The organism is Curtobacterium sp. RIT-PI-V (assembly GCF_025642935.1).
Taxonomy (GTDB): domain Bacteria; phylum Actinomycetota; class Actinomycetes; order Actinomycetales; family Microbacteriaceae; genus Curtobacterium.
Genome location: NZ_JANZKM010000006.1, coordinates 78,114 through 102,964 on the forward strand (window position 1 = coordinate 78,114; position 24,851 = coordinate 102,964).

A 24,851-nucleotide genomic window follows, 5' to 3' on the forward strand; every position below is an offset into this window, starting at 1 on the left:
CCGTGGCGATCCGGTCCGGGCGGCGGCTCGGCGTGGACGTCGGCCGCGCCCGGATCGGGATCGCCGTGTGCGACCGCGACGGGTTGCTGGCGACGCCGGTCGAGACCGTGCGTCGAGACGACTCGTCCGACCTGCGTCGGATCCTCGAGATCGCGGACGAGTACGACGTGCTCGAGCTCGTCGTCGGACTGCCCCTGTCGATGTCCGGCGGCGACACCCCGTCGACGGACGACGCCCGGGCGTTCGCGGCCCGGATCGCCGAGCACCGCCCGGTCCGACTGGTCGACGAACGGCTGTCCACGGTGACCGCGCAACGGGGACTGCACCAGGCCGGCAAGAACACGAAGAAGTCGCGCTCCGTGATCGACCAAGCGGCCGCTGTTATCATTCTGCAACACGCGCTCGACCACGAACGCAGTGCCGGTGCCCCTCCGGGCACCACGCTTCCCTGACAGGGCAACCCACCGCGACCCGGCTGCCCTTCCGTCACCCGAGGACGACGGTGCCCAGGCGGAGTTCCCGACCGAGAGACCGAGAACCGTTGGCAGACGATCTGGACTGGAACGCGATCATCGCGCCCGGCAACGAAGCCGAGCGGCGGAAGACGACTTCCGACCGCGCAGCAGGTACCGATGACCGTGACGACTCCGCGCGGGTGACCCCGCAGCCGGACCGTCCGATGTCCCGTCGCGAGGCTCGGGCGCTCGAAGCGGAACGCGCTCGTCGCGACGCCGACGCCGACGCCGCGACCGACCCCGCCCCAGACCCCGATTCGACCGCTCCGCGTGAGCAGCCGGTACCGGAGCCCGCGCAGCCGCAGGCGGCCCCCGAACTCCACCCCGAGGTCGCCGCGCTGCTGACCGGCGAGGTGCCCTCGGCGCGCGCCGCCGGCGGAGCCGGGTCCGACGGGCCCGACGGTACCGACGACGCCGGGCGCACCGGCGGCGGTGGAGCCGCGGGAGGCGGTGGTCGTGGTGGCCGTGGCGGACGCGGGGGAGCCTCCCGGCCGCCGCGCGAACCGCGCCCGCAGCGCCGTCGCGGGCCGCTCATCGCCGGCATCGTGATCGTCGCCGTGGTCCTCGCCGGCGGGGTGAGCGCGTACGCGTTCGCCGCCCCGAAGATCCAGCAGATCGTCGCCGCGGTCAGCGGCTCGCAGGAGCCGGACGACTACACGGGCAGCGGCAAGGCCAAGGTCACCATCACCATCAAGCAGGGCGACATCGGCGAGAACGTCGCCGCGACGCTGCAGCGCAGCGGCGTCGTGAAGGACTCGAAGGTCTTCTACAAGCTGCTGCTGGCGTCGCCCGACGTGCAGTTCCAGCCGGGTTCGTACTCGCTGAAGAAGCAGATGAGCTCGAAGTCGGCGCTGGCCGCGCTGCAGGACGAGAAGAACCGCGTGCAGGCCTCGATCGTGATCCCCGAGGGCACCGCGCTGGCGGACATCGAGGCCGGGATGGTCTCGAAGGCCGGGCTCACCAAGACCGAGGTCGCCAAGGCCGCGAAGGACCTGTCCGCGTACGGCCTGCCGTCCGGCGTCACCACGCTCGAGGGCTGGCTGTTCCCCGCGACGTACCCGATCAACCCGGGGTGGACGGCGGAGCAGTACTTCAAGTCGATGGTCGACACGATGAAGGAGCACCTGGTCGCCGCTGGCGTCAAGGAGGCCGACCAGGAGCACGTCATCGTCTTCGCGTCGCTCGTGCAGAAGGAAGCCGGCCTCGCCGCCGACTACCCGAAGGTCGCACGGGTGTTCCAGAACCGGCTCGACCAGGGCATGCGCCTGCAGTCCGACGCCACTGTCGCCTACGGAACGGGCAACACCCACACCGTGACGACGACCGACGCCGAACGGGCCGACGAGTCGAACGCGTACAACACCTACGTGCACGAGGGGCTGCCGCCGGCACCGATCTCGAACCCCGGGGACATCGCGATCAAGGCCGTGACGAACGAGGCCCCGGGCAAGTGGCTGTACTTCGTGACGGTGAACCTGGAGACCGGCGAGACGGTGTTCTCGAACACCTACGACGAGCACCTCGTCGCGGTGGAGCAGTTCCAGGCGTGGCTCCGGGCACACCCCGACTACCAGTAGGGCGGCGACGTCGCACGGCGGTGCGCTGTGGGAGGATTGCTCCATGCTTCGTTGGTTGACTGCTGGTGAGTCCCACGGACCCGAACTGATCGCGATGCTCGAGGGCCTGCCCGCGGGTGTCCCGGTGTCGTTCGAGTCCATCCGTACCGATCTCGCGCGCCGCAAGCTCGGCTACGGTCGTGGCTCGCGCATGAAGTTCGAACAGGACGAGCTGCACGTGTCCGGCGGTGTCCGGCACGGGTTCTCGCTCGGCAGCCCGATCGCGATCCGGATCGGCAACACCGAGTGGCCGAAGTGGGTCGAGGTCATGAACCCCGAGCCGGTCGAGTCCACCGAGATGTCGCGTGGCCGCAGCGCCCCGCTGACCCGCCCCCGTCCGGGCCACGCCGACCTGGTCGGCATGCAGAAGTACGGCTTCGACGAGGCCCGCCCGATCCTCGAGCGCGCGAGCGCCCGTGAGACCGCGGCCCGCGTCGCGCTCGGCGCCGTCGCGAAGTCCTTCCTTGCCGAACTCGGCATGCGGTCGGTCGCGCACACCCTGCAGGTCGGCACGGTCCGTGTGCCGGACGGCACCGACCTGCCCCTGCCCGACGACGTCGACCGTCTCGACGACGACCAGTTGCGTTGCTTCGACGCCGACACCTCGGCGCGCATGGTGACCGAGGTCGAGGCCGCGAAGAAGGACGGCGACACCCTCGGCGGCGTCGTCGAGGTGCTGTTCTACGGCGTCCCGCCGGGGCTCGGTTCGCACGTGCAGTGGGACCGTCGACTCGACGCCCGGCTGGCTGCGGCGATCATGGGCATCCAGGCGATCAAGGGCGTCGAGGTCGGCGACGGCTTCGCGACCGCCGGTCGGCGCGGCTCCGCGGCCCACGACGAGCTCTACCGCGAGGACGGCGAGATCTACCGCACCAGCGACCGCGCCGGCGGCACCGAGGGCGGTATGTCCACGGGCACCGTCCTGCGCGTCCGTGCCGGCATGAAGCCGATCGCGACCGTGCCGCACGCGCTGCACACCGTCGACGTCGTCTCGGGCGAGGACGCCTCGGCGCACCACCAGCGTTCCGACGTCTGCGCGGTCCCGGCCGCCGGCGTCGTGGCCGAGGCGATGGTGGCACTCGTGCTCGCCGACGCCGTGCTCGAGAAGTTCGGCGGCGACAACGTCGTCGAGACCAAGCGCAACCTCGACGCCTACCTCGCGTCGATCCCGGAGACGCTCCGCACCCGTCGGACGGAGCCGGCGGCACCGGCCGACGCGACGTGAGCACGAACGGCGGCGGCGCCGCGTCCGGCGACGTCCCGTCCGGGGACGTCCCGTCCGGCGCCGCGTCCGGGGACGTCCCGTTCGGCGGCGCTGCGCGGGGTCCGGCTGCGCCCGTCGTCGTGATCGGCCCGATGGGCGCCGGCAAGTCCAGCGTCGGCAAGCGCGTCGCGAAGGCGCTGGGCGTGCCGTTCACCGACACCGACCGGGTCATCGTCCGCGAGCACGGCCCGATCCCCGGGATCTTCACCGATCGCGGTGAGCCGGCCTTTCGTGCCCTCGAGGCCGACGCCGTCCGGACCGCCCTCGGTACCGGGGGCGTCATCGCGGTCGGCGGCGGAGCGGTGACGCACGCCGCCACCCGCGAGGCACTGTCCGGCGCCCGCATCGTCCTGCTCACCGTCTCGCCCGAGGCCGTCGCCGAGCGGATCGCCGGCTCGGACCGGCCCCTGCTCGCGAACGGCGGCATCGACGCCTGGCAGACGATCATGGACGAGCGTGCGGCGACCTACGCCGAGCTCGCGCACGTCGTCGTCGACACCTCGCGCCGTCCGATGTCCCGGGTGGTCGACGAGGTCGTGACGTGGCTGCGGAACGACGGCAGCGACGGCAGCGCCAACCGCCGCGACACCAGCACCACCACCGAAGGAGCACCGTGACCGACCCGATCCTGCCCGCAGGCACCACCGAGATCCGCGTCGGCGGTGACGACGGCTACGTGGTGGCGGTCGGTTCGGGCCTGCTCGGCTCGCTGCCCGCGATCCTCGGCCCCCGCGTCGCGAAGGTCCTCATCGTGCACGCCCCGACCCTCGGTGCGCGGGCGAACGACCTGCGCGACCTGCTCGTCGACGCCGGCCTCGAAGCCCTCATCGCCGAGGTGCCGGACGCCGAGGCCGCCAAGCGCATCGAGGTCGCGTCGTTCTGCTGGCAGATCATGGGCCAGTCCGACTTCACCCGCACCGACGCCGTCATCGGCCTCGGCGGCGGTGCCGTCACCGACCTGGCGGGCTTCGTCGCGGCGACGTGGCTGCGCGGGGTGCCGTACGTGTCGGTGCCGACGAGCGTGCTCGGAATGGTGGACGCCAGCGTGGGCGGGAAGACCGGCATCAACACGAACGAGGGCAAGAACCTCGTCGGTTCCTTCTCCGCCCCCCGCGCGGTGGTCGCCGACCTCGACCTCGTCCGCACCCTGCCGCGCAACGAGATCCTCACCGGCTTCGCCGAGATCGTGAAGGCCGGGTTCATCGCCGTGCCGGAGATCCTGGACATCATCAAGGCCGACGTCGCCCGCGTCACCGACCCGACGTCGCCGGAGTTCCGCCGCGTGGTCGAACTCGCCATCGCCCTGAAGGCCGAGGTCGTGTCCGACGACTTCACCGAGCAGGGACGACGCGAGATCCTGAACTACGGTCACACGCTCGGGCACGCCATCGAGCACGCGGAGCGGTACCAGTGGCGCCACGGTGCTGCGGTGTCGGTCGGCATGGTGTTCGCCGCCGAGCTCGCACGCCTGACGGGGCACCTCGACGATGCGACCGTGGACCGGCACCGGGCGATCCTGGACTCCCTGGACCTGCCGACGACCTACGGCATCGGCCGGTGGCAGGGCCTCCTCGCCGCGATGCGTCGCGACAAGAAGGCCCGTGCCGGCATGCTCCGGTTCATCATCCTCGACGCCGTCGGCAAGCCGGTGATCCTCGAGGGCCCCGAGGACCACCTGCTGTTCACCGCCTACCAAGAGGTCGGCGTCTAGTACTTCTGCACCCCCAGGTGGTCGCGCAGGTGCGGTCCGGTGTACTCGGTCCGGTGCAGTCCGCGTCGCTGCAGCTCCGGCACGACCTTCTGGGTGAAGTCCTCGACCCCGGCCGGGAAGTGCGTCGGCACCGCCAGGAACCCGTCGCACGCCCCGGCCTCCGACCACGCCTGCATGGTGTCGGCGATCGTCGACGGCGACCCGATCATCTTCCGGTAGCTGCCCTCGGCGAAGTACCGGGCGGTCTCGATGACGGACAGTCCCTGTTGCCGTGACACCGCCATGATCGCCGCCCGGTGCGACTTGCCGGTGTTCGACTCGGGCAGCTCCGGCACGGGCGCGTCGAGGTCGAACTGCCGGAAGTCGACGCCACCGGCGAGGGGCTTCAGGTTGCTCAGTGCCAGGTCGTCCGGGATCAACGCCATCATCCGGTCGGCGAGGTCGCGTGCGTCCTGGTCGGTGTCGCCGACGATCGGGGTCATCCCGACGAGCACCTTGACGTGGTCGGGGTCGCGGCCGAACCGTTCGGCGCGCGCCCGGATGTCGTCGCGGAACGCGCGGCTCTCGTCCGGGTCGGACTGCAGGGTGAACACGACGTCTGCGGTGCGCGCCGCGAGTGCGCGGCCCGGCTCCGACGCACCCGCCTGGAACACGACGGGCCGTCCCTGCGGGCTCCGACCCGTCGTCAGCGGCCCTCGCACGCGGAAGTGCTCGCCGTCGTGCTGCAGGAACCGCATCTTGTCGATGTCGAAGTAGGTGCCGGACTCCTTGTCGCGCACGATCGCGTCCGGGTCCCACGAGTCCCAGAGCCCCGTGACGACGTCGACGAACTCGCTCGCACGCTCGTACCGCGCGGCGTGCTGCACGTGGGCGTCGAGTCCGAAGTTCTGCGCCTCGTCCTCGTTGAAGGACGTCACGAGGTTCCACCCCGCGCGGCCCTTGCTGATGTGGTCGAGGGTCGAGAACCGCCGCGCGAGGTTGTAGGGGTCGTTGAAGGTCGTGGTCGACGTCGCCGCGAGACCCAGGTGCGTGGTCCGCATCGCCAGGGCGGGCAGGAGCATCGTCGGGTCGAAGTGGATCGAGCGGGGGTTCGCGGCACCGTAGGTGTCGCCGGCCAGGATGTCGTTGCTGCGCCGGACGGCGGCCTGGTCCTCGAAGAACAGGGCGTCGAGCTTCGCCGCCTCGGCGAGTTCGGCGGCGCGGACGTAGTGGTCGATGCCGAGGTCGAGCTCGGGGACGGCGTCCGGCAGTCGCCAGGCGCCGAGGTGGTAGCCGGGGAACAGGAACACGGCGAGGTGGATCGTGGTCACGGGGGTCCTCTCGGAGGGGACGGTGGAGCAGGTGGGTGGGTGCGTCCGGCGGACGGCCGGGAGGCACGGAGCAGGGTGCGCGGATCGGCGCGGCTCGGCGAGACGGCGCGCTCCAGAGCACGTGGACCGCCCGGCGGATCGGCGCGCGACGGTCGGACGAACGGGCGGACGGTCGTCAGTGTCCGTGCGCGATGGCGCCGCGGGGCCAGCAGCGGGACGCGGCGGTCGCGTGGTGTGCCGTCATCATCGCCCCCTGTCGTGGATGCTCGCGTGACGTCGATGCGCACGCGCTCCTGCCGGCTCGAGCCGGTGGTGGTCGAGGCTACGGGCGCGGTGTTTCGGCATCGTTTCGATCGGGAAACACCGTCGAAACGATGCGCCGTTAGCGTCGCCGCATGTCTGCAGCAGCCCTCGCCCCGTTCCCGACCGAGCTCCGTGTCGCCGTCCCCGACTGGCTCCGCGACGCGCAGGCCGCTGCTCCGGAACACCTCGGCACCCGTGCGGAGCGGTTCGCGCTCGTGAACGCCCTCGCCGAACGGAACGTCGAGGAGGGCACCGGCGGCCCGTTCGGAGCGGCCGTCGTCGACGAGGACACGGGCGCGGTCGTCGCCCTCGGGGTGAACCTGGTGCTGCACGCCAACGTGTCGTCGATGCACGCCGAGGTCGTCACCCTCGGACTCGCACAGGCTCGGACGGGCGCCTGGAACCTCGGCCGTGACGTCGGCCACCGGCGCGTGCTCGTCGTGAACGCCCAACCGTGCGTGATGTGCCTCGGCGCCCTGCTGTGGTCGGGGGTCTCCGCGCTGGAGTTCGCCGCTGACGGAGCCACGGTCGAGCGGATCACGGGCTTCGACGAGGGCCCGGTGCCGGGGGACTGGCGCGAGCAGCTCGTTGCTCGGGGGATCGGCGTGCACCAGGAGCACGGCACCGGTGCCGAGACGGCGCTCGAGCGCTACCGCGACCTGGTCGAGTCCGGCGCCACCGCACGCTACAACGGCAGCGGCGCCTGACCGGGCGTCAGCGCAACACCCGCCGCGTCCGTCGCCACCACCACTTGACCCGCATGGACACGGTGAGGACACCGGTCCGCTGCCATTCCCGGAACTCCGCGACCGTGGCGCCGTTGTCCCACGCGAAGAGAACGTCGTCGTCCGCGTCCACGTCGGGCGCATCCGGCAAGGGTCGCAGGATCGGCATCAGGTGGGCTCCTCTTCCTCATGGTGGACGTGATCGGCGGCGGTTCGTCTCCGGAGTGCGCGAGTGGCGAGCCGTCGGTCCGCCTTCGACCACCACCGTACGGTCTCGAGTTCCCGGAGCACAGTTCTCGAAATGTCGTATGCACGGCCGCCCAGTGGGCGGCGATGCACGCCGCGACCAGTGCTGTCTCCATGGGGCAAGCCTGCGGCAGTGGGCGCGACCCGACGCGTCACGCGAGCCGGTCTGTGGATGCCGAGCCGCGCCTCCCGGCCTGTGCAGGAGGGCAGGCACACGCGGCGGACCCAGCAGCGGGGAGCAGACTGACGACGTGCCCAACCCACCCCGACTGAGCGACCTGTCCGGCTCGCAGGAGGCCGGCACCGGCACCCTCCGGTCCCGCGGCCGCCGGTTCACCGAACTGCTGTCGATCGCGAGGCGCCACCGCCTCGTCCCGTTCCGTCGCCTCGACTTCTCGCACGACCCGGCCACCGCCGACCTGCGCCGCAGCCAGGCCGAGCACCTGCGCCGTGCGCTCGAGGAAGCGGGCGGCGGGTTCGTCAAGATGGGGCAGCTGCTCTCCACGCGTGACGACCTGCTCCCCGAGGAGTGGACCGAGGGACTCGCGCACCTGCAGCGCAACGTCACCGCGGCCCCCGCCGACCAGGTGCTCGCCCTGCTCGAACAGGAACTCGGCGCACCGGTCGACCAGGTCTTCGCGTCCTTCGACCCGGTGCCCGTCGCTGCGGCCTCGATCGCCCAGGTCCACCGCGCCCGCCTGCCCGACGGCACCGCGGTCGCGGTCAAGGTGCAGCGTCCCGGCATCGACGCCGCCGTCCGCCGTGACGTCGACATCGCGCTCCGGGTCGTCCGCTTCATGGCGCGCTGGTCGACCGAGGCCCGGCAGGTCGGCGTGCAGGACGTGGCCGCGCAGTACGCCGACGACCTGGTCCGCCAGGTCGACTTCGTGTCCGAGCTGCGGAACCTCACCGCCCTGCGTGCCGCACAGGCCCGCAGCGCCCGTCCGGACGAGGTCCGGTTCCCGGACCCCTACCCGGACCTGTCCGGGCGCCGCGTGCTCGTGATGGAGTTCCTGGAGGGCGACACGCTCAGCGCGATCCGCGCCGAGCGTGCGGACCGCGACCTCGACGGCCCGATGCGTGCGATCCTGCGGGCGTTCCTGCGCCAGGTCGTCTTCGACGGTCTGTACCACGCCGACCTGCACCCCGGGAACGTCCTGGTGCTGCCGGACGGGCGGCCCGCGTTGATCGACTTCGGATCGGTCGGGAGGCTCGACCCGACCCTCCGGGACACGGTCCAGGACCTGCTGGTCGCCTACCTGCAGGACGACACCTCGCGGATCGCCGACGCGGTCCTGCGGATGGCACCGGTGCGCGACGCGCACGACGAGCCCGACTTCCGTCGGGACATCGCGCGCTTCGTCGCGGACGAGCTCGGACCGGGCGCACGGATCGGCGTCGAGACGGTCGACGACGCGGTCGAGGTGTTCGGGCGGTACCGGCTCAAGGCGCCGCCGGACTTCGTCGCGGCCGCGCGGGCGTTGGCGATCTTCGAGGGCACGCTCCGCACACTCGCGCCCTCGTTCGACCTGCTCGAGGAGTCCCGCGGGCTCGCCCGTGAGCAGATCACCGACCAGCTGCGCCCCGGCAAGCTGCGCGACCTGGCGGCGAAGGAGCTGATCGGTGTCGTCTCCGCGGCCCGACGACTGCCGCGCCGGGTCGACCGGATCGGCGAGGCGATCGAGACGGGCAAGTTCACCGTCAACATCCGGCTGTTCGCGGACCGCCGCGACCGCGAGCTCGTGTCCGGCATGATCCGGCGCATCCTGCTCGTGCTGCTCGGCGCCGGTGCCGGCATCCTGGCGATCGTCTACCTGGCGCTGCCCGCCCGACCGGACGCCGCGATCTCGACCGCGGTGGCCGGGGCACTGCTCGGGGGAGCGGCCGTGGTGCTGCTCGGCTGGGCGGCGATCGACTCCTGGCGCGCCCGGCGACGGCGCTGATGGCGACGGGCGGGCGTCCGCTACACTCGTCCGGGGCCCAGCGCGGCCCGAAGACCTTTCACAACACGACCGAACGGGACACCGAAGACTCATGGCCAGTACCACTGACATCAAGAACGGCGCCGTTCTCATCATCGACGGCCAGCTGTGGTCGGTCGTGGAGTTCCAGCACGTCAAGCCCGGCAAGGGTGGCGCGTTCGTCCGCACCAAGCTGAAGAACGTCGTCTCCGGCAAGGTCGTCGACCGCACCTTCAACGCCGGTGCGAAGATCGACACCGCCGTGGTCGACCGCCGCGACTACCAGTTCCTCTACGAGGACGGCGACTCGTACGTGTTCATGGACACCGACACCTACGACCAGATCCCGGTCTCGGCGACGGTCGTCGGCGACGCGAAGAACTACCTGCTCGAGTCCGCGATGGTCACCATCGCGATGAACGAGGGCAACCCGCTCTACGTCGAGCTCCCGACGTCGATCGTGACCGAGGTCGAGACCGAGCCGGGCCTGCAGGGCGACCGCTCCTCCGGCGGCACCAAGGACGCGACCATCATCGCGACCGGCCACCGCATCCAGGTCCCGCTCTACCTCGAGAGCGGCACCACGGTGAAGATCGACACGCGCGACGGCAGCTTCCTCGGCCGCGTCAACTCCTAGGCGACGTCCGTATGAGTGCTCGTTCGAAGGCCCGCAAGCGCGCCCTCGACATGCTGTACGTGGCCGAGGTGCGTGAGCTCCCGATCGCGGACGTCCTGGCCACCGAGACCGTCCGTCACCTGGACCAGCCCGAGCGTGCCTCGAGCTGGGACTACGCACGGCAGATCGTGACGGGCGTCGACGACGCCCGTCACGAGATCGACTCCGTCATCGTCGACCACGCCCAGGGGTGGTCGATCGCCCGGATGCCGGTCCTCGACCGCTGCATCCTGCGGATGGCCGTCTGGGAGCTCCGGTTCAACCCGGAGGTGCCCGACGCCGTCGCGATCGCCGAGGCCGTCGAGCTCGCCCAGTCGCTCTCGACGGAGGACTCCGCGGGCTTCGTGAACGGTGTCCTCGGAGCCGTCGCCGGCGGTCGTGCACCGTCCGGTCGGACGGTCGCAGGGGACCAGGAGTCCCGCTAGGCTTGTGCACGTCAGCATCCTTTAATGCCGTCCAGTGAGGCGGGGAAGGGGGTCGACGTGGGTACCAGAACGGTCCTGCAGCAACCCGACATCACGCGTGCTCTGACGCGCATCGCACACGAGATCCTCGAGGCCAACCACGGCGGCTCGGACCTCGTCCTCCTGGGCATCCCGACCCGGGGCGCCGTGCTCGCCGAACGGCTGGGCCGCGTCCTGGCGGACATCGAGCCCGAGTGGCAGTCCGCGCGGGCGGGCATCGGATCCGAACGGGTCGGCACGCTCGACGTGACCATGCACCGGGACGACCTCGGGCACGGCATCGGTCGTGCCCCGCACCGCACGGTCATCCCCGCCGGTGGCATCGACGGCAAGGTCGTCGTGCTCGTCGACGACGTCCTGTACTCGGGCCGCACGGTCCGGGCAGCGCTCGACGCCCTGCAGGGGATCGGCCGACCGCGCGCCGTCCGGCTCGCCGTGCTCGTCGACCGCGGCCACCGCGAGTTGCCGATCCGGGCGGACCACGTCGGCAAGAACCTGCCGACCGCCTCGGACGAGCGGGTCACCCTGCACCTGTCCGAGACCGACGGCGACGACACCGTGTTCATCGAGCAGGGGGTGGCGTGATGCGACACCTGCTCTCCACCGCCGACCTGTCGCGCGACCAGGCCGTGCACATCCTCGACGTCGCCGAGGAGATGGCCGAGGTCAACACGCGCGAGGTCCGGAAGCTCCCGGCCCTGCGCGGCAAGACGGTCGTGAACCTGTTCTTCGAGGACTCGACGCGCACGCGCATCTCGTTCGAGGCCGCGGCGAAGCGCCTGTCGGCCGACGTCATCAACTTCGCGGCCAAGGGCTCGAGCGTCTCCAAGGGCGAGTCCCTCAAGGACACCGTGCAGACCCTCGGCGCGATGGGCATCGACGGCATCGTCATGCGGCACGGTTCCTCCGGTGCGCCACGCGTGCTGGCCGACGCCGACTGGATCGACGTCCCCGTGGTGAACGCCGGCGACGGCACGCACGAGCACCCGACGCAGGCGCTGCTCGACGCCTTCACCATGCGTCGTCGTCTGCACGGTGCGGGGTCGCGTGGACAGGGCCTCGACGGCGTCCGGGTCCTGATCGTCGGAGACGTGCTGCACAGCCGTGTCGCCCGCTCGAACGCGTGGCTGCTCCGGACCCTCGGTGCGAGCGTCACCTTCGCCGCACCGCCGACGCTGTTGCCCGCCACCACGACCCCGTTCGGCGCAGCGGTGCACCACGACCTCGACGCCGCCCTGGCCGAGGACCCGGACGTCGTCATGACGCTCCGGATCCAGCAGGAGCGGATGGACGACGCGTTCTTCCCGAACCCGCGCGAGTACACGCGGCACTGGGGCCTGACGGCAGCGCGGTTCGCGCGGCTGTCCGAGCGCACGCTGATCATGCACCCCGGTCCGATGAACCGCGGTCTGGAGATCGCCGGCGTCGCAGCCGACGACCCCCGATCCACCGTGGTCGAGCAGGTCGAGAACGGTGTCTCGGTCCGCATGGCGGTCCTCTACCTGGCCCTGACCGGCACCGAACCGAAGGAGTCCGCAGCATGACCGCTCACCTGATCCGCGGCGCGCAGCTGGTCGACGGCTCGCGCGCCGACATCCGACTCCAGGACGGCCGCATCACGGCGATCGGGTTCGGTGTGGACGCGGGCGGCGCCACGGTCGTCGACGCCGACGGGCTCATCGCCCTGCCGGGTCTCGTCGACCTGCACACCCACCTGCGCGAGCCCGGGCACGAGGAATCCGAGACGGTCCTCACCGGCTCCCGCGCCGCTGCGGCCGGAGGCTTCACCGCCGTCAACGCGATGGCGAACTCGAGCCCGGTCGCCGACACCGCCGGGGTCGTCGAGCAGGTGCAGGCACTCGGAGACGACGCCGGCTACGTCACCGTCCGCCCGATCGGTGCGGTGTCACAGGGGCTGCAGGGCACGCACCTGTCCGAGATCGGCGCCATGGCGACGAGCAGGGCCAAGGTCCGGGTCTTCTCGGACGACGGCTCCTGCGTCGCCGACCCGCTGCTCATGCGCCGTGCGCTCGAGTACATCAAGGGCTTCGGCGGCGTGCTCGCGCAGCACGCGCAGGAACCCCGACTCACCATCGGCGCGCAGATGAACGAGGGCCGCCTGTCGTCGGAGCTCGGACTGGCCGGCTGGCCGGCCGTGGCGGAGGAGGCGATCATCGCCCGCGACGTCCTGCTCGCCGACCACGTGGGCGCGCGGCTGCACGTCTGCCACGTGTCGACCGCCGGCAGCGTCGAGGTGATCCGCTGGGCCAAGTCCCGCGGCATCGACGTCACCGCCGAGGTCACCCCGCACCACCTCGTGCTCACCGAGGACCTCATCGCCGGGCACGACGGCGCCCCCGGGTACGACGCCCGCTACAAGGTGAACCCGCCACTCCGAGCCCAGGAGGACGTCGACGCCCTGCGCGCCGCCCTGGCCGACGGAACGATCGACATCGTCGCGACGGACCACGCGCCGCACACCGCCGAGGCGAAGTGCTGCGAGTGGCCGGCGGCGGCGAACGGCATGGTCGGCCTCGAGTCGGCGCTCAGCGTCGTGCAGTCCGCCGTCGTCGCGTCGGGGCAGCTCGACTGGGCCGACGTCGCCCGGGTCCTGTCCGAGGCGCCGGCACGCATCGGCCAGGTCGAGGGCCACGGCCAGCGCATCGCCGAGGGCGCACCCGCCGAGATCACGCTCTACGACCCGACGGCCAGCCGCGAGTTCGCGGCCGCCGACCTCGCCGGCCAGTCGCAGAACTCGCCGTACCTCGGCATGACCCTGCCCGGCCGGGTCGTCGCCACGTTCCACCTGGGCGCGCCGACGGTGCTCGACGGCCGTCTCGTCGACGCCGACACCGTCGCCGCGCACGCCGCGGCCCTCCGGACGGGGGCGCGCGCATGAGCGGCGACGCCGCGCGCTGGCTGCTCGGCGGGGTGATCCTGCTCGCGGTGGCCGCGCTCTTCGTCGCCATGGCGCGCACCTGGCGGACGCGGAGCAGGAAGCAGGCGGAATCCGTGCCTCCCGTCCCCGTCCCGACCACGGTCGGACCGGCGGCCGGGTCCTGGGACGGTTTCTCCGTCGCGACGACCCGTGCGGACCAGCCGCTGGAACGCATCACCGCCGGCGGACTCGGGTTCCGGGGTCGCGGCGGCGTGGACGTCCACGCGACCGGTGTGGTCCTGCGACTCGCCGGCGCGGACGACCGCTGGATCGAACGTGCCGCGGTCCGCGGGGCCGACCGCTCGACGTGGGCGATCGACCGGGTGGTCGAGCCCGGGGGACTGGTCCGTCTGCGATGGACGGCGACCGGCGCCGCAGGTGCGACGGACCTCGACACGTACTTCCGGTTCCCGGAGGGCGACGCAGCCGCGCTGCTCGCCCTGCAGGGACTGACCGAGACCGGGCCGCAGGCGACTGCGGCCGATGCCCCGCGAACCGCGGGCGAAGGGAAGAAAGCATGACACGCGAACGGGCCGTCCTGGTCCTCGAAGACGGCACCCGGTACGACGGCTGGGCCTACGGCGCCCGAGGGCGCACGCTCGGCGAGGTGGTCTTCGCGACCGGCATGACCGGCTACCAGGAGACGCTGACCGATCCGTCCTACGCCGGCCAGATCGTGGTGCAGACCGCGCCGCACATCGGCAACACCGGTGTCAACGACGAGGACCCCGAGTCCCGTCGCATCTGGGTCGCCGGGTACGTGGTGCGCGACCCCAGCCGCGTGGTCTCGAACCACCGCGCGAACGCGTCGCTCGACGACCACCTGGTGCGCGACGGCATCGTCGGCATCTCCGGCATCGACACCCGTGCGCTCACGCGCCGCATCCGCGACGCCGGTGCCATGAAGGGCGGCGTGTTCAGCGGTGTCGACTCGACGCTGTCGGAGTCGGAGCAGCTGGACGCCGTCCGGTCGCAGGCCACCATGGCCGGCGCGAGCTTCTCGGCGATCGTGTCCACCCCGGAGACCTACGTGGTGCCGGCCGAAGGTGAGCAGATCGGCCGGCTGGCCGTGCTCGACCTGGGCGTGAAGGCCTCGACCACCCGCTACCTCGCCCAGCGCGGGTTCGAGGTGCACGTCGTGCCGCAGGACATCTCCGCTGCGGCGCTCGAGGAGCTCGCACCGGACGCCCTGTTCTACTCGAACGGCCCCGGGGACCCCGCTGCGTCGGACGCCCAGGTCGAACTGCTGCAGGGCAGCCTGCGGACCGGACGTCCGTTCTTCGGCATCTGCTTCGGCAACCAGCTGCTCGGCCGCGCGCTCGGCTTCGGCACCTACAAGCTGCCCTTCGGCCACCGCGGCATCAACCAGCCGGTGCTCGACACCACCACGGGCAAGGTCGAGATCACGAGCCAGAACCACGGTTTCGCGGTCGACGCTCCCCTGGGGCAGGTCCTCGAGTCGCCGGCCGGGTTCGGACGCGTCGAGGTCTCGCACTACTCGCTGAACGACGACGTGGTCGAGGGCCTGCGGGCGCTCGACGTGCCCGCGTTCAGCGTGCAGTACCACCCCGAGGCCGCCGCTGGTCCGCACGACAGCATGTACCTCTTCGACCGGTTCGCGGACCTGGTGCGCGCGCGACGTGACGGGGAGCCGCTCGACGCGGCCACCGCCGACGCGACCACTCCCGCAGCAGACATCACCAAGGAAGCGAACTGATGCCCAAGCGCGCAGACATCAACTCCGTCCTCGTCATCGGTTCCGGCCCGATCGTCATCGGTCAGGCCGCCGAGTTCGACTACTCCGGCACCCAGGCGTGCCGCGTCCTCCGGGCCGAGGGCGTCCGGGTCATCCTCGTCAACCCGAACCCCGCGACGATCATGACCGACCCCGACTTCGCCGACGCGACCTACATCGAGCCGATCACGAACGCGTGCCTCGAGGAGATCATCCGCATCGAGAAGCCGGACGCCGTCCTGCCGACGCTGGGCGGCCAGACCGCGCTGAACGCGGCGATCGCGCTCGACGAGGCCGGCATCCTCGCCAAGCACGGTGTCGAGCTCATCGGCGCCAAGGTGGACGCCATCCAGCGCGGAGAGGACCGCCAGCTCTTCAAGGAGCTCGTGCTCGAGTCCGGCGCCGACGTGGCCCGGAGCCACATCGCCCACACGCTGGAAGAGGCGAAGGAGTTCGCGAAGGACCTCGGCTACCCGCTCGTCGTCCGCCCGTCCTTCACCATGGGTGGTCTCGGTTCGGGCTTCGCGTACGACGAAGCCGAACTCGTCCGCTTCGTCGGCGACGGGCTGCAGTCCAGCCCGACGACCGAGGTCCTGCTCGAGGAGTCCATCCTCGGCTGGAAGGAGTACGAGCTCGAGCTGATGCGCGACAACTACGACAACACCGTCGTCATCTGCTCCATCGAGAACGTCGACCCGGTCGGCGTGCACACCGGCGACTCGATCACCGTCGCCCCGGCGCTGACGCTCACCGACCGCGAGTACCAGAACATGCGCAACATCGGCATCGACATCATCCGCCGCGTCGGTGTCGACACCGGTGGTTGCAACATCCAGTTCGCCGTCGACCCGTCGAACGGCCGTCTGATCGTCATCGAGATGAACCCGCGCGTCTCCCGCTCGTCGGCCCTGGCCTCGAAGGCCACCGGCTTCCCGATCGCGAAGATCGCCGCGAAGCTCGCCATCGGGTACCGCCTGGACGAGATCCAGAACGACATCACGAAGGTCACCCCGGCCAGCTTCGAGCCGACGCTCGACTACGTGGTCGTGAAGACCCCGCGGTTCGCGTTCGAGAAGTTCCCCGCTGCGGACGCCACGCTCACCACGACGATGAAGAGCGTCGGCGAGGCGATGGCGATCGGCCGCAACTACGCGACGGCGCTGCAGAAGTCACTGCGCTCGCTCGAGAAGCGCGGCTCGAGCTTCCACTGGGACACCCCGGCGGCGGCGCTCGACAAGGACGCCCTGCTCGCGAAGTCGTCCATCCCCACCGACGGCCGGATCGTCACGGTGCAGCAGGCCCTGGTCGCCGGCGCCACCGCCGACGAGGTCTTCGAGGCGACGAAGATCGACCCGTGGTTCATCGACCAGATCGTGCTCATCAACGAGGTCGCCGCCGAGGTCGCGGCCGCCGACGAGCTCGACGCGGACACCATCCGGTGGGCCAAGGAGCACGGCTTCAGCGACACCCAGATCGCGGCGCTGCGCAGCACCCCGGAGCACCCGGTCAGCGAGCAGCAGGTCCGCGACGACCGGCACGCCCTCGGCATCCGCCCCGTCTTCAAGACCGTCGACACCTGCGCCGGCGAGTTCCCGGCCCTGACGCCGTACCACTACTCGTCGTACGACGCCGAGACCGAGGTGGTCGCGAGCGACCGCAAGAAGGTCGTCATCCTGGGCTCCGGCCCGAACCGCATCGGCCAGGGCGTCGAGTTCGACTACTCCTGCGTGCACGCGTCCTTCGCGCTGAGCGACGCCGGGTTCGAGACGATCATGATCAACTGCAACCCCGAGACGGTCTCCACCGACTACGACACCTCGGACCGCCTGTACTTCGAGCCGCTCACGGCCGAGGACGTCCTCGAGGTCATCGAGGCCGAGGCGGCATCGGGCGAACTGGTCGGCGTCGTCGTGCAGCTCGGGGGGCAGACCGCCCTGGGCCTGGCGAAGCCGCTCGAGGCGGCGGGGATCCCGATCCTCGGCACGAGCCCGACGGCGATCGACTCCGCCGAGGAGCGCGGCCAGTTCTCCGCCATCCTCGACGCCGCGGGGCTGCTCGCGCCGCGCAACGGCACCGCCCACGACCTGGCGAGCGCGACCGCCGTGGCCGAGGAGATCGGCTACCCGGTGCTCGTCCGCCCGTCCTTCGTGCTCGGCGGCCGCGGCATGGAGATCCTGTACGACTCCCCGTCGCTCGCCGACTACTTCGACCGGATGGCCGACCAGGCGATCATCGGCCCGGAGCTCCCGCTGCTCGTCGACCGGTTCCTGGACGACGCGGTGGAGATCGACGTCGACGCGCTCTTCGACGGTGAGCGGCTCTACATCGGCGGCATCATGGAGCACCTGGAAGAGGCCGGCATCCACTCCGGTGACTCCGCCTGCACCCTGCCCCCGGTCGGCCTCGGCCGTGCCGAGATCCAGGGCGTCGTCGACGCGACCGAGAAGATCGCCCGCGGCATCGGCGTGCAGGGGCTGCTCAACGTCCAGTTCGCCATCGGCGCCGGTGTGCTCTACGTCCTCGAGGCGAACCCACGAGCCAGCCGCACGGTCCCGTTCGTCTCGAAGGCGCTCGGCATCCCGCTGGCCAAGGCCGCGTCCCGCATCATGACCGGCACCAGCGTCGACGAGCTCGTCGCCGAGGGCATGCTGCCGGCACGCGACGGGGCGTTCGTCCCGATGGAGGCCCCGGTCGCCGTCAAGGAGGCCGTCCTGCCCTTCCGCCGCTTCCGCACCCGCGAGGGTCAGGTCGTCGACTCGGTCCTCAGCCCCGAGATGCGCTCCACCGGCGAGGTCATGGGCATCGACCGCGACTTCCCGCGGGCGTTCCTCAAGTCGCAGGACGCCGCGTACGGCGGCCTGCCGACCAGCGGCACGGTCTTCGTGAGCGTCGCGGACACCGACAAGCGCGCCATCGTGCTGCCGGTGCACCGCCTGCAGCAGCTCGGCTTCACGATCATCGCGACCGAGGGCACGGCGGAGATCCTCCGCCGCAACGGCATCGAGGTCGGCATCGTCGGCAAGTACAGCCAGGGCGGCGAGAGCGTCGTCGACCTGCTGACGCGCAACGAGGTCGACATCGTCATCAACACGCCGTCGGGTGCCGCCGGTCGGGCGGACGGGTACGAGATCCGTGCGGCCACGGTCGCAGCGGACAAGCCGCTGTTCACGACGATCGCGCAGATCGGTGCGGCGGTCGCGGCGATCGAGACGATCGGCACGCCGCTCAACGTCCGGAGCCTGCAGGACTACGCGCGGGAGCGCGCCACCTGGTGAGCGACGGACGATCGGGAGGCCCGGCCTCCTTCGGCGATCGGCTCGCGTCCGCGATGCGCGAGCGTTCACCGCTCTGCGTCGGCATCGACCCCCACGCCACCACCCTGGCGGCGTGGGGGCTCGGCCGCGACGAGCAGGGCCTGACCGCCTTCGGTGCGGCCCTGGTCGACGCGGCCGCCGGCCGCGCGGCGATCGTGAAGCCGCAGATCGCCTTCTTCGAGGCGGCGGGGGTAGCGGGCTACCGCGCGCTCGACGCGACGATCCGTCGGGCACGTGATGCGGGCCTCCTGGTCGTCGCCGACGTGAAGCGGGGCGACATCGGGTCGACCGGTGACGACTACGCACTCGCGTGGCTCGACCGTGACGGGCCGTTCGCGGCCGACGCGATGACGGTGTCGCCGTACCTGGGCTACGGCTCGCTCAGCGGCACGGTCGACGTCGCCCGGCGGAACGGTGCCGGCGTCTTCGTGCTCGCCGCGACGAGCAACCCGGAGGCCCGGGTGCTGCAGACCGCGGTCCTGGCGGAGGGTCCGCGTGCCGGGCGGTCCGTGGCTGCCGGTATCGTCTTGGACGTGGCAGACGACAACCGGGCCGCGGGCGACCAGGCCCTCGGCGACGTCGGGCTCGTGCTCGGCGCGACCCTTCACCTCGACGACTTCGGCATCGACGCGGACGCCATCGGCACCGCGCCGGTCCTGGCCCCGGGCTTCGGTGCCCAGGGTGCCCGGATCGAGGACCTCCGTGCGCTGTACGGTGCACGCGCCGAGCAGGTGCTCGTGAGCGAGTCGCGCGGTCTGCTGACCGACGGTCCGGACGGGGTCGCGGCACTCGTGTCCGACCGCGCCGACCGGATCCGCGCTGCCCTCGGGGCCGCAGCATGACCGCCGACGGCGACCGCACCGACGGCGACCGCACCGACCGCACCGACGGCACCGACCTGCCGGCCCACCGCACACCACCAGAGGTCGACCGCGTCGCGGCGGCCCAGGCCGCGGTCGCCGCGCGACGCGCCCGGGCCGCGGTCAAGGCCGCGATCGCGTCGGGGGAGCGCTCGGCACTCGAGGTCGCTCGCTCGGCATGGGACGACGCCCTCGTCGACACGACCTCGGCGGAGCGCTCGCTCCGGGTGCGCGACCTGCTCGTCAGCCTGTCCGGCATCGGTCCGGCGCGTGCCGAGTCGATCATGGGCACGCTGCGCATCGCGCCGTCGAAGCGCCTCGGGGGCCTCGGCACCCGGCAGCGCACGGCACTGGCCGACTGGCTCGCCGCCCGCGGTCGCAAGCGCGGTGCCTCGAAGCTCGTCGTCCTCGCCGGGCCGACGGCGGTCGGCAAGGGCACGGTGAGCGCCTACATCCGCGAGCAGTACCCGGACGTGAACCTCAGCGTCTCCGCCACCACGCGCAAGCCCCGCCCCGGCGAGGTCGACGGCGTGCACTACTACTTCGTCGACGACGCCGAGTTCGACCGGATGATCCGCGAGCGCGAACTGCTGGAGTGGGCCACGGTGCACAACTCGTACCGGTACGGCACCCCGCGGCCGCCGATCGACCGAGCGCTCGACGCCGGCGAGCGGGTCATGCTCGAGATCGACCTGCAGGGTGCTCGCCAGGTCCGTGACGCCATGCCCGAGGCCGTGCTCGTGTTCCTGCTGCCCCCGACGTGGGAAGAGCTGGTGCGTCGACTCATCGGCCGCGGCACCGAGTCGCCCGAGGAACAGGCGCGTCGACTCGACACGGCGAAGGTCGAACTGGCCGCCCAGGACGAGTTCGACGTGCGGATCGTGAACTCCGATGTCGGCACCGCAGCACGACAGGTCGTAGACTTGTTCTCTGCGCCCTGACGGGTGCACCGACGACGAGGAGACTCCATGGCCAACCCCCAGGGCATCATCGACCCGCCCATCGACGACCTGCTCAGCAAGGTCGAGTCGAAGTACGCGCTCGTCATCTTCGCTTCCAAGCGCGCGCGTCAGATCAACGACTACTACGCCGACCTGCACGAGGGCTCGCTCTTCGACAACGTCGGCCCGCTCGTCGACTCGACGATCGACGACAAGCCGCTGTCCGTGGCTCTCCACGAGATCAACGAGGACAAGCTCACCGTCACCAAGCAGCAGCAGCCCTCCGACTGATCCCGGTGACTGCAGCTGCTCTGCGCCTCTTCACGTCCGAGTCGGTGACCGAGGGGCACCCCGACAAGATCTGCGACCAGATCTCGGACAGCATCCTCGACGCACTGCTCACGGTGGACCCGCACGCTCGGGTCGCCGTCGAGACGATGGTCACGACGGGCCTCGTGCACGTCGCCGGCGAGGTCACGACCTCGGGCTACGTCGAGATCCCCAAGCTCGTCCGTGACGTCATCACAGGCATCGGCTACAACTCGTCGGACGTCTCCTTCGACGGCGCCACGTGCGGCGTCGAGGTGTCGATCGGTGCGCAGTCGCCGGACATCGCGCAGGGCGTCGACGAGTCGCTCGACTCCCGCACCGGCGCGGTCGACCCGCTCGACCGCCAGGGTGCCGGCGACCAGGGCATCATGTTCGGCTTCGCGACGAACGAGACCCCCGAGTACATGCCGGTCGCGATCTGGCTGGCGCACCGCCTGGCCGAGCGTCTGGCCGCCGTGCGCAAGTCCGGCGAGCTGGCGTTCCTGCGCCCGGACGGCAAGACGCAGGTCACCGTCGGCTACGACGGCGTCGTGCCGAAGACCGTCGAGACCGTCGTCCTGTCGACGCAGCACTCGCCGAGCGTCACGCTGGAGCAGCTCACCGCCGAGATCACCGAGCACGTGATCCGTCCGGTGCTCGACCTCGTCGACCTCGACTCCTCGCACGTCGACGTCATCGTCAACCCGACGGGTCGCTTCGAGATCGGTGGCCCTCAGGGCGACGCCGGACTCACCGGCCGCAAGGTCATCGTCGACACCTACGGCGGGGCCTCCCGTCACGGCGGTGGCGCGTTCAGCGGCAAGGACCCGTCGAAGGTCGACCGCTCGGCGGCGTACGCGCTGCGCTGGGTCGCGAAGAACGCGGTCGCCGCGGGCCTCGCCGACCGGCTCGAGGTGCAGGTCGCCTACGCGATCGGCCGCGCGAAGCCCGTCGGGCTCTACGTCGAGACCTTCGGCACCGGACACGTCGACGACGCCACGATCGAAGCCGCGATCCGCCAGGTCTTCGACCTGCGTCCGGCCGCGATCATCCGCGACCTCGACCTGCTCCGTCCGGTCTACGCGCAGACCGCGACGTACGGACACTTCGGCCGCGAGCTCCCCGGGTTCACCTGGGAGCAGCTCGACCGTGTCGAGGAACTCCGCGCCGCCGCAGGGCTCGTCACCGCCGCCGTCTGAGGCACCGCGTGACCACCGTCGCGCGCGTCGTCCTCGACTCGCCGCTCCCGCAGTTGGACCGTCTGTTCGACTACCGGGTGCCGGCCGAGCTCGAGGACGACTGCGTGCCGGGGGTCCGCGTGAAGGTCCCGCTCCGCACCGGGGCCCGGATGTCCGACGGCTACGTCGTCGAGATCGTCGACGAGGGCGACTACCCGGGTGAACTCAGCGCGATCGAGACCCTGGTGTCACCCGTCCCGGTCCTGGCGCCGGAGATCTGGAAGCTCGCCCGCGCCGTGGCCGACCGCGCCGCCGGTGTGGCGTCCGACGTCCTGCGCCTGGCCGTGCCGACCCGCCAGGTCCGCGCCGAGAAGGCCTGGCTCGCGCGGGACACCTCGTGGTCCCCGCCCCCGGTGTCCGCGCCGCCGGTGACCGGCTACACCCCGGGCATGCTCGAAGGCGTGATCGCCGAGCACGATCGTGCTGCGGTCGCCGCGGTACCCCACCCCGTGGCGCTGGCCGGGCGCTCCGGTGCCGACGGCGACGCGGACGACGACCGCGACGCCGACCCCGTCTGGGTCCCCGGATGGGCGGCGACGCTCGCCCAGGCGGCGGCGCACACCCTCGCGGCCGAGCAGTCCGCCGTCATCGCCGTCCCCGACTTCCGCGACGTGATCGACCTCGAGCGCGCGCTGCTCGCGGTGCTGCCGCCGGAACGGGTCGTGCGCTTCGACGCCAAGCAGACGAACGGGCAGCGCGCCAAGGCACTGCTGCAGGCGCGGACGCGCCCCGTCGTCGCGATCGGCAACCGCACGGCGGTGTACGCACCGGCGACCGACCTCGGGCTCATCGCGATGTGGGACGACGGCGACGCCTCGTTCATCGAGCAGCGCGCGCCGTACGTGCACACGCGTGACGTCGCCCTCGTGCGGGCGGCGCAGTCGGGCGCCGCACTGCTGTTCGTCTCGCACGCCCGCAGCACCGACGTGCAGCGGCTCGTCGAACTGCACTGGCTGCAGGACGTCACGCCGTTCCGGGTGAAGAACCCGAAGGTCATCCCCACCGTGCAGCAGACCTCGGCCGAGGGCTACGCCGCGCAGGCGCGCATCCCGAGCTCCGCCTGGCGTGCCGCGCGCGAGGCCAGCCAGCACGGCCCGGTGCTCGTGCAGGTCGCGAGCCCCGGGTTCGGTACCGGACTCGTCTGCGCGGAGTGCGGTGAGCGGGCGCACTGCCGGATCTGCGGCGGTCCGCTCGGCAGTCCGCACCGTGGGGCCACGCCGCAGTGCCGTTTCTGCGGTGCCCTCGCCGTGGGGTTCCGTTGCCCGACGTGCGGCAACGGCACCGTGAAGCCCGTGGGACAGGGTGCCCAACGCACCGCCGACGAACTCGGGCGGGCGTTCCCCGGCACCCGGATCGTGGTGGCGGACGGCTCGCGCCCGCTCGACGAGGTCCCTGCGAGGCCCTCCGTCGTCGTCGCGACCCGTGGCGCCGAGCCGAGCGTGCCCGGTGGGTACGCGTGCGTCCTGCTGCTCGACGGCGAGAAGATGCTCGCGCGCGAAGGACTGCGCGTGCAGGAGGACGTGCTCCGGTTCTGGACGAACGCCGCCGCCAAGGGTGCTCCCGGGGCGGAGGCGTACCTGGTCGGCATCGGCGGCAAGCTCGCGACGGCGATGGCGCTCTGGCGGCTCGACGGTCCCGCGCACGACGAACTCACCGACCGGCGCGAACTGCACTTCCCGCCGGCGGTCCGCGTCGCGACGATGACCGGCACCGACGAGGCCGTCACCGCTGCGGTCGAGGCCCTCGAGGGGGCGACCGCCGGCCCGGTGCTCGGCCCGGTACCCGTCGAGGACGACGGCCTGCCCGGCACGGTCCGGGCGATCGTGCGGTTCCCGTACGCCCACGGTGCCGAGGTCGCGGCGACCCTGAAGGCCGAGGTCATCCGGCGGTCGTCGACCCGGCGAGTGCTCAAGGGCGGCAATCGGCGTCGTGCGGCACCGACGCTGCGGGTCCGGCTGGACGACGCCGAGCCCTTCAGCGAGGTCTGAGCCGCACGGCCGCCGGACGAGACCTCCGCGGCGGAGCTGCGCCGGGCCTCCCGGGCCGCATGCGTTCGCATCTTGCGACGTTCCACGCGTCGATCACCTCGTGTGCTGTCGGCCGATGCGCACGCACCCGATGCGTGTGCACCTTCCGACGAACCACGCGTCGATCAACGAGTGGTTCGTCGGAAAACCCGCCTGCGCCAGGGCCCGCCCCTCAGGCGCGCGCGGGCCGCCCACCGACGCGCGGGAACACCACGCCGAGTGCGACCATCCCGACCGCGAGCACGAGGTGCAGCCAGTTGTCGGCCCAGTTCAGCGGCACGAAGTTCGCGCCGAACGAGTGCCCGGCGGTGAACAGCCCGTAGACCCAGAGCACGAAGTAGACGACCCCGCCGAGCACCAGGTACATCCGCGACCCGGTGGCGTACCCCGCCGCGAGCACCCCGACGACCCCGAACAGCAGGTGCACGACGTTGTGCAGCACCGACACCTGGAAGACCCCGAGCAGCATCGCCATCGACCCGTGGCCGGCACCCGCGAGCGAGCCGGACGTCAGCCCGGGCACGAACCCGGCGATCCCGACCAGCAGGAACACGACGCCGACGAGCAGCGCGACCTTCTGGATGCTGGACCCTGCGAAGCGGTCGGTGGACGTGGTGACGTCGGACATGGGAGCCCCTCTCGTTCCGTGCCGCAGAACGTACCCATCCACAGAACGCCCGGTTCGGGTCAGTCCGGCG

General features: G+C 71.6%; 23 protein-coding genes. 20 read left to right on the top strand and 3 right to left on the bottom strand.

The window, feature by feature from the left end:
* Window positions 1-8: 8 nt before the first annotated feature.
* The 5 genes from ruvX (at window position 9) to aroB (ending at window position 5,106) form a co-directional block, all read left to right on the top strand.
* Window positions 9-452: a Holliday junction resolvase RuvX gene (gene ruvX, locus OGL88_RS06285; RefSeq protein WP_205464464.1), complete on the top strand. Its 444-nt coding sequence runs from the start codon at window positions 9-11 to the stop codon at window positions 450-452.
* 89 nt (window positions 453-541) lie between these two features.
* Window positions 542-2,092 carry an endolytic transglycosylase MltG gene (gene mltG / locus OGL88_RS06290; protein WP_263090603.1) on the top strand — a complete coding sequence of 517 codons (1,551 nt, stop codon included), beginning with the start codon at window positions 542-544 and terminating at the stop codon, window positions 2,090-2,092.
* Between the two features lie 43 nt (window positions 2,093-2,135).
* Entirely contained in the window at window positions 2,136-3,356 is a 1,221-nt protein-coding gene (gene aroC / locus OGL88_RS06295) for a chorismate synthase (RefSeq protein WP_263090604.1), read from the top strand.
* The gene (locus tag OGL88_RS06300) at window positions 3,353-4,012 is read left to right on the top strand and encodes a shikimate kinase (protein WP_308202607.1); all 660 of its coding nucleotides are present in this window, start codon (window positions 3,353-3,355) and stop codon (window positions 4,010-4,012) included. The genes aroC and OGL88_RS06300 overlap by 4 nt, the downstream gene beginning before the upstream one ends.
* The gene (aroB, locus tag OGL88_RS06305; RefSeq protein WP_263090605.1) at window positions 4,009-5,106 is read left to right on the top strand and encodes a 3-dehydroquinate synthase; all 1,098 of its coding nucleotides are present in this window, start codon (window positions 4,009-4,011) and stop codon (window positions 5,104-5,106) included. The genes OGL88_RS06300 and aroB overlap by 4 nt, the downstream gene beginning before the upstream one ends.
* On the opposite strand, the gene OGL88_RS06310 is transcribed toward aroB, so the two are convergent.
* Window positions 5,103-6,416, bottom strand: a complete 1,314-nt coding sequence (locus tag OGL88_RS06310; protein WP_263090606.1) for an LLM class flavin-dependent oxidoreductase — start codon at window positions 6,414-6,416, stop codon at window positions 5,103-5,105. The genes aroB and OGL88_RS06310 overlap by 4 nt on opposite strands.
* 395 nt (window positions 6,417-6,811) lie before the next feature.
* On the opposite strand from OGL88_RS06310, the gene OGL88_RS06315 reads away from it, so the two are divergent.
* A complete protein-coding gene (locus OGL88_RS06315) occupies window positions 6,812-7,426 on the top strand; it encodes a deaminase (RefSeq protein ID WP_263090608.1) in 615 nt (204 codons plus the stop codon).
* 7 nt (window positions 7,427-7,433) lie between these two features.
* Here OGL88_RS06315 and OGL88_RS06320 read toward each other — a convergent pair whose 3' ends face one another.
* Window positions 7,434-7,613 carry a hypothetical protein gene (locus OGL88_RS06320; protein WP_263090609.1) on the bottom strand — a complete coding sequence of 60 codons (180 nt, stop codon included), beginning with the start codon at window positions 7,611-7,613 and terminating at the stop codon, window positions 7,434-7,436.
* A 328-nt stretch (window positions 7,614-7,941) separates the two neighbouring features.
* Here OGL88_RS06320 and OGL88_RS06325 point away from each other — a divergent pair, with 328 nt between their 5' ends.
* From OGL88_RS06325 to OGL88_RS06390, 14 genes are all read left to right on the top strand, one after another.
* Window positions 7,942-9,633, top strand: coding sequence for an ABC1 kinase family protein (locus OGL88_RS06325; protein WP_263090611.1), 1,692 nt, complete (start codon window positions 7,942-7,944; stop codon window positions 9,631-9,633).
* A gap of 91 nt (window positions 9,634-9,724) precedes the next feature.
* Window positions 9,725-10,288, top strand: coding sequence for an elongation factor P (gene efp / locus OGL88_RS06330; RefSeq protein WP_111083909.1), 564 nt, complete (start codon window positions 9,725-9,727; stop codon window positions 10,286-10,288).
* 11 nt (window positions 10,289-10,299) lie between these two features.
* Window positions 10,300-10,752, top strand: a complete 453-nt coding sequence (gene nusB, locus OGL88_RS06335) for a transcription antitermination factor NusB (RefSeq protein WP_027465744.1) — start codon at window positions 10,300-10,302, stop codon at window positions 10,750-10,752.
* Window positions 10,753-10,776: 24 nt separating this feature from the next.
* The gene (gene pyrR, locus OGL88_RS06340) at window positions 10,777-11,376 is read left to right on the top strand and encodes a bifunctional pyr operon transcriptional regulator/uracil phosphoribosyltransferase PyrR (protein WP_111083911.1); all 600 of its coding nucleotides are present in this window, start codon (window positions 10,777-10,779) and stop codon (window positions 11,374-11,376) included.
* Complete coding sequence (locus OGL88_RS06345; protein ID WP_123294316.1) at window positions 11,376-12,335, top strand: aspartate carbamoyltransferase catalytic subunit; 960 nt, start codon at window positions 11,376-11,378, stop codon at window positions 12,333-12,335. The genes pyrR and OGL88_RS06345 overlap by 1 nt, the downstream gene beginning before the upstream one ends.
* The gene (locus OGL88_RS06350) at window positions 12,332-13,690 is read left to right on the top strand and encodes a dihydroorotase (RefSeq protein ID WP_263090624.1); all 1,359 of its coding nucleotides are present in this window, start codon (window positions 12,332-12,334) and stop codon (window positions 13,688-13,690) included. Before OGL88_RS06345 ends, OGL88_RS06350 begins: the two co-directional genes overlap by 4 nt.
* The gene (locus OGL88_RS06355; protein WP_205462500.1) at window positions 13,687-14,250 is read left to right on the top strand and encodes a PH-like domain-containing protein; all 564 of its coding nucleotides are present in this window, start codon (window positions 13,687-13,689) and stop codon (window positions 14,248-14,250) included. Before OGL88_RS06350 ends, OGL88_RS06355 begins: the two co-directional genes overlap by 4 nt.
* A complete protein-coding gene (carA, locus tag OGL88_RS06360; protein ID WP_263090627.1) occupies window positions 14,247-15,446 on the top strand; it encodes a glutamine-hydrolyzing carbamoyl-phosphate synthase small subunit in 1,200 nt (399 codons plus the stop codon). Before OGL88_RS06355 ends, carA begins: the two co-directional genes overlap by 4 nt.
* Window positions 15,446-18,739 carry a carbamoyl-phosphate synthase large subunit gene (gene carB, locus OGL88_RS06365; RefSeq protein WP_263090629.1) on the top strand — a complete coding sequence of 1,098 codons (3,294 nt, stop codon included), beginning with the start codon at window positions 15,446-15,448 and terminating at the stop codon, window positions 18,737-18,739. Before carA ends, carB begins: the two co-directional genes overlap by 1 nt.
* Window positions 18,736-19,620: an orotidine-5'-phosphate decarboxylase gene (gene pyrF / locus OGL88_RS06370; RefSeq protein ID WP_263090631.1), complete on the top strand. Its 885-nt coding sequence runs from the start codon at window positions 18,736-18,738 to the stop codon at window positions 19,618-19,620. Before carB ends, pyrF begins: the two co-directional genes overlap by 4 nt.
* A complete protein-coding gene (gene gmk, locus OGL88_RS06375; protein WP_263090633.1) occupies window positions 19,617-20,579 on the top strand; it encodes a guanylate kinase in 963 nt (320 codons plus the stop codon). The genes pyrF and gmk overlap by 4 nt, the downstream gene beginning before the upstream one ends.
* 27 nt (window positions 20,580-20,606) lie before the next feature.
* Complete coding sequence (gene rpoZ, locus OGL88_RS06380; RefSeq protein ID WP_114849971.1) at window positions 20,607-20,870, top strand: DNA-directed RNA polymerase subunit omega; 264 nt, start codon at window positions 20,607-20,609, stop codon at window positions 20,868-20,870.
* A 5-nt stretch (window positions 20,871-20,875) separates the two neighbouring features.
* Window positions 20,876-22,087 (top strand): methionine adenosyltransferase, encoded by a 1,212-nt coding sequence (gene metK / locus OGL88_RS06385; RefSeq protein WP_263090636.1) that lies wholly within the window; start codon window positions 20,876-20,878, stop codon window positions 22,085-22,087.
* A gap of 8 nt (window positions 22,088-22,095) precedes the next feature.
* Window positions 22,096-24,114, top strand: coding sequence for a primosomal protein N' (locus OGL88_RS06390; RefSeq protein ID WP_263090637.1), 2,019 nt, complete (start codon window positions 22,096-22,098; stop codon window positions 24,112-24,114).
* 211 nt (window positions 24,115-24,325) lie between these two features.
* Here the strand turns inward: OGL88_RS06390 and OGL88_RS06395 are convergent, their stop codons facing one another.
* Window positions 24,326-24,781, bottom strand: coding sequence for a DUF4383 domain-containing protein (locus tag OGL88_RS06395; protein WP_263090638.1), 456 nt, complete (start codon window positions 24,779-24,781; stop codon window positions 24,326-24,328).
* Window positions 24,782-24,851: the final 70 nt, after the last annotated feature.

What these genes read in the sequence shown, in the direction of transcription:
- aroC (WP_263090604.1), top strand. Translation starts at nt 2,136, where the DNA reads ATGCTTCGTTGGTTGACTGCTGGTGAGTCCCACGGACCCGAACTGATC.
- OGL88_RS06315 (WP_263090608.1), top strand. Translation starts at nt 6,812, where the DNA reads ATGTCTGCAGCAGCCCTCGCCCCGTTCCCGACCGAGCTCCGTGTCGCC.
- OGL88_RS06320 (WP_263090609.1), bottom strand. Translation starts at nt 7,613, where the DNA reads ATGCCGATCCTGCGACCCTTGCCGGATGCGCCCGACGTGGACGCGGAC.
- efp (WP_111083909.1), top strand. Translation starts at nt 9,725, where the DNA reads ATGGCCAGTACCACTGACATCAAGAACGGCGCCGTTCTCATCATCGAC.
- nusB (WP_027465744.1), top strand. Translation starts at nt 10,300, where the DNA reads ATGAGTGCTCGTTCGAAGGCCCGCAAGCGCGCCCTCGACATGCTGTAC.
- pyrR (WP_111083911.1), top strand. Translation starts at nt 10,777, where the DNA reads ATGCCGTCCAGTGAGGCGGGGAAGGGGGTCGACGTGGGTACCAGAACG.
- OGL88_RS06345 (WP_123294316.1), top strand. Translation starts at nt 11,376, where the DNA reads ATGCGACACCTGCTCTCCACCGCCGACCTGTCGCGCGACCAGGCCGTG.
- OGL88_RS06350 (WP_263090624.1), top strand. Translation starts at nt 12,332, where the DNA reads ATGACCGCTCACCTGATCCGCGGCGCGCAGCTGGTCGACGGCTCGCGC.
- OGL88_RS06355 (WP_205462500.1), top strand. Translation starts at nt 13,687, where the DNA reads ATGAGCGGCGACGCCGCGCGCTGGCTGCTCGGCGGGGTGATCCTGCTC.
- carA (WP_263090627.1), top strand. Translation starts at nt 14,247, where the DNA reads ATGACACGCGAACGGGCCGTCCTGGTCCTCGAAGACGGCACCCGGTAC.
- carB (WP_263090629.1), top strand. Translation starts at nt 15,446, where the DNA reads ATGCCCAAGCGCGCAGACATCAACTCCGTCCTCGTCATCGGTTCCGGC.
- gmk (WP_263090633.1), top strand. Translation starts at nt 19,617, where the DNA reads ATGACCGCCGACGGCGACCGCACCGACGGCGACCGCACCGACCGCACC.
- rpoZ (WP_114849971.1), top strand. Translation starts at nt 20,607, where the DNA reads ATGGCCAACCCCCAGGGCATCATCGACCCGCCCATCGACGACCTGCTC.
- OGL88_RS06395 (WP_263090638.1), bottom strand. Translation starts at nt 24,781, where the DNA reads ATGTCCGACGTCACCACGTCCACCGACCGCTTCGCAGGGTCCAGCATC.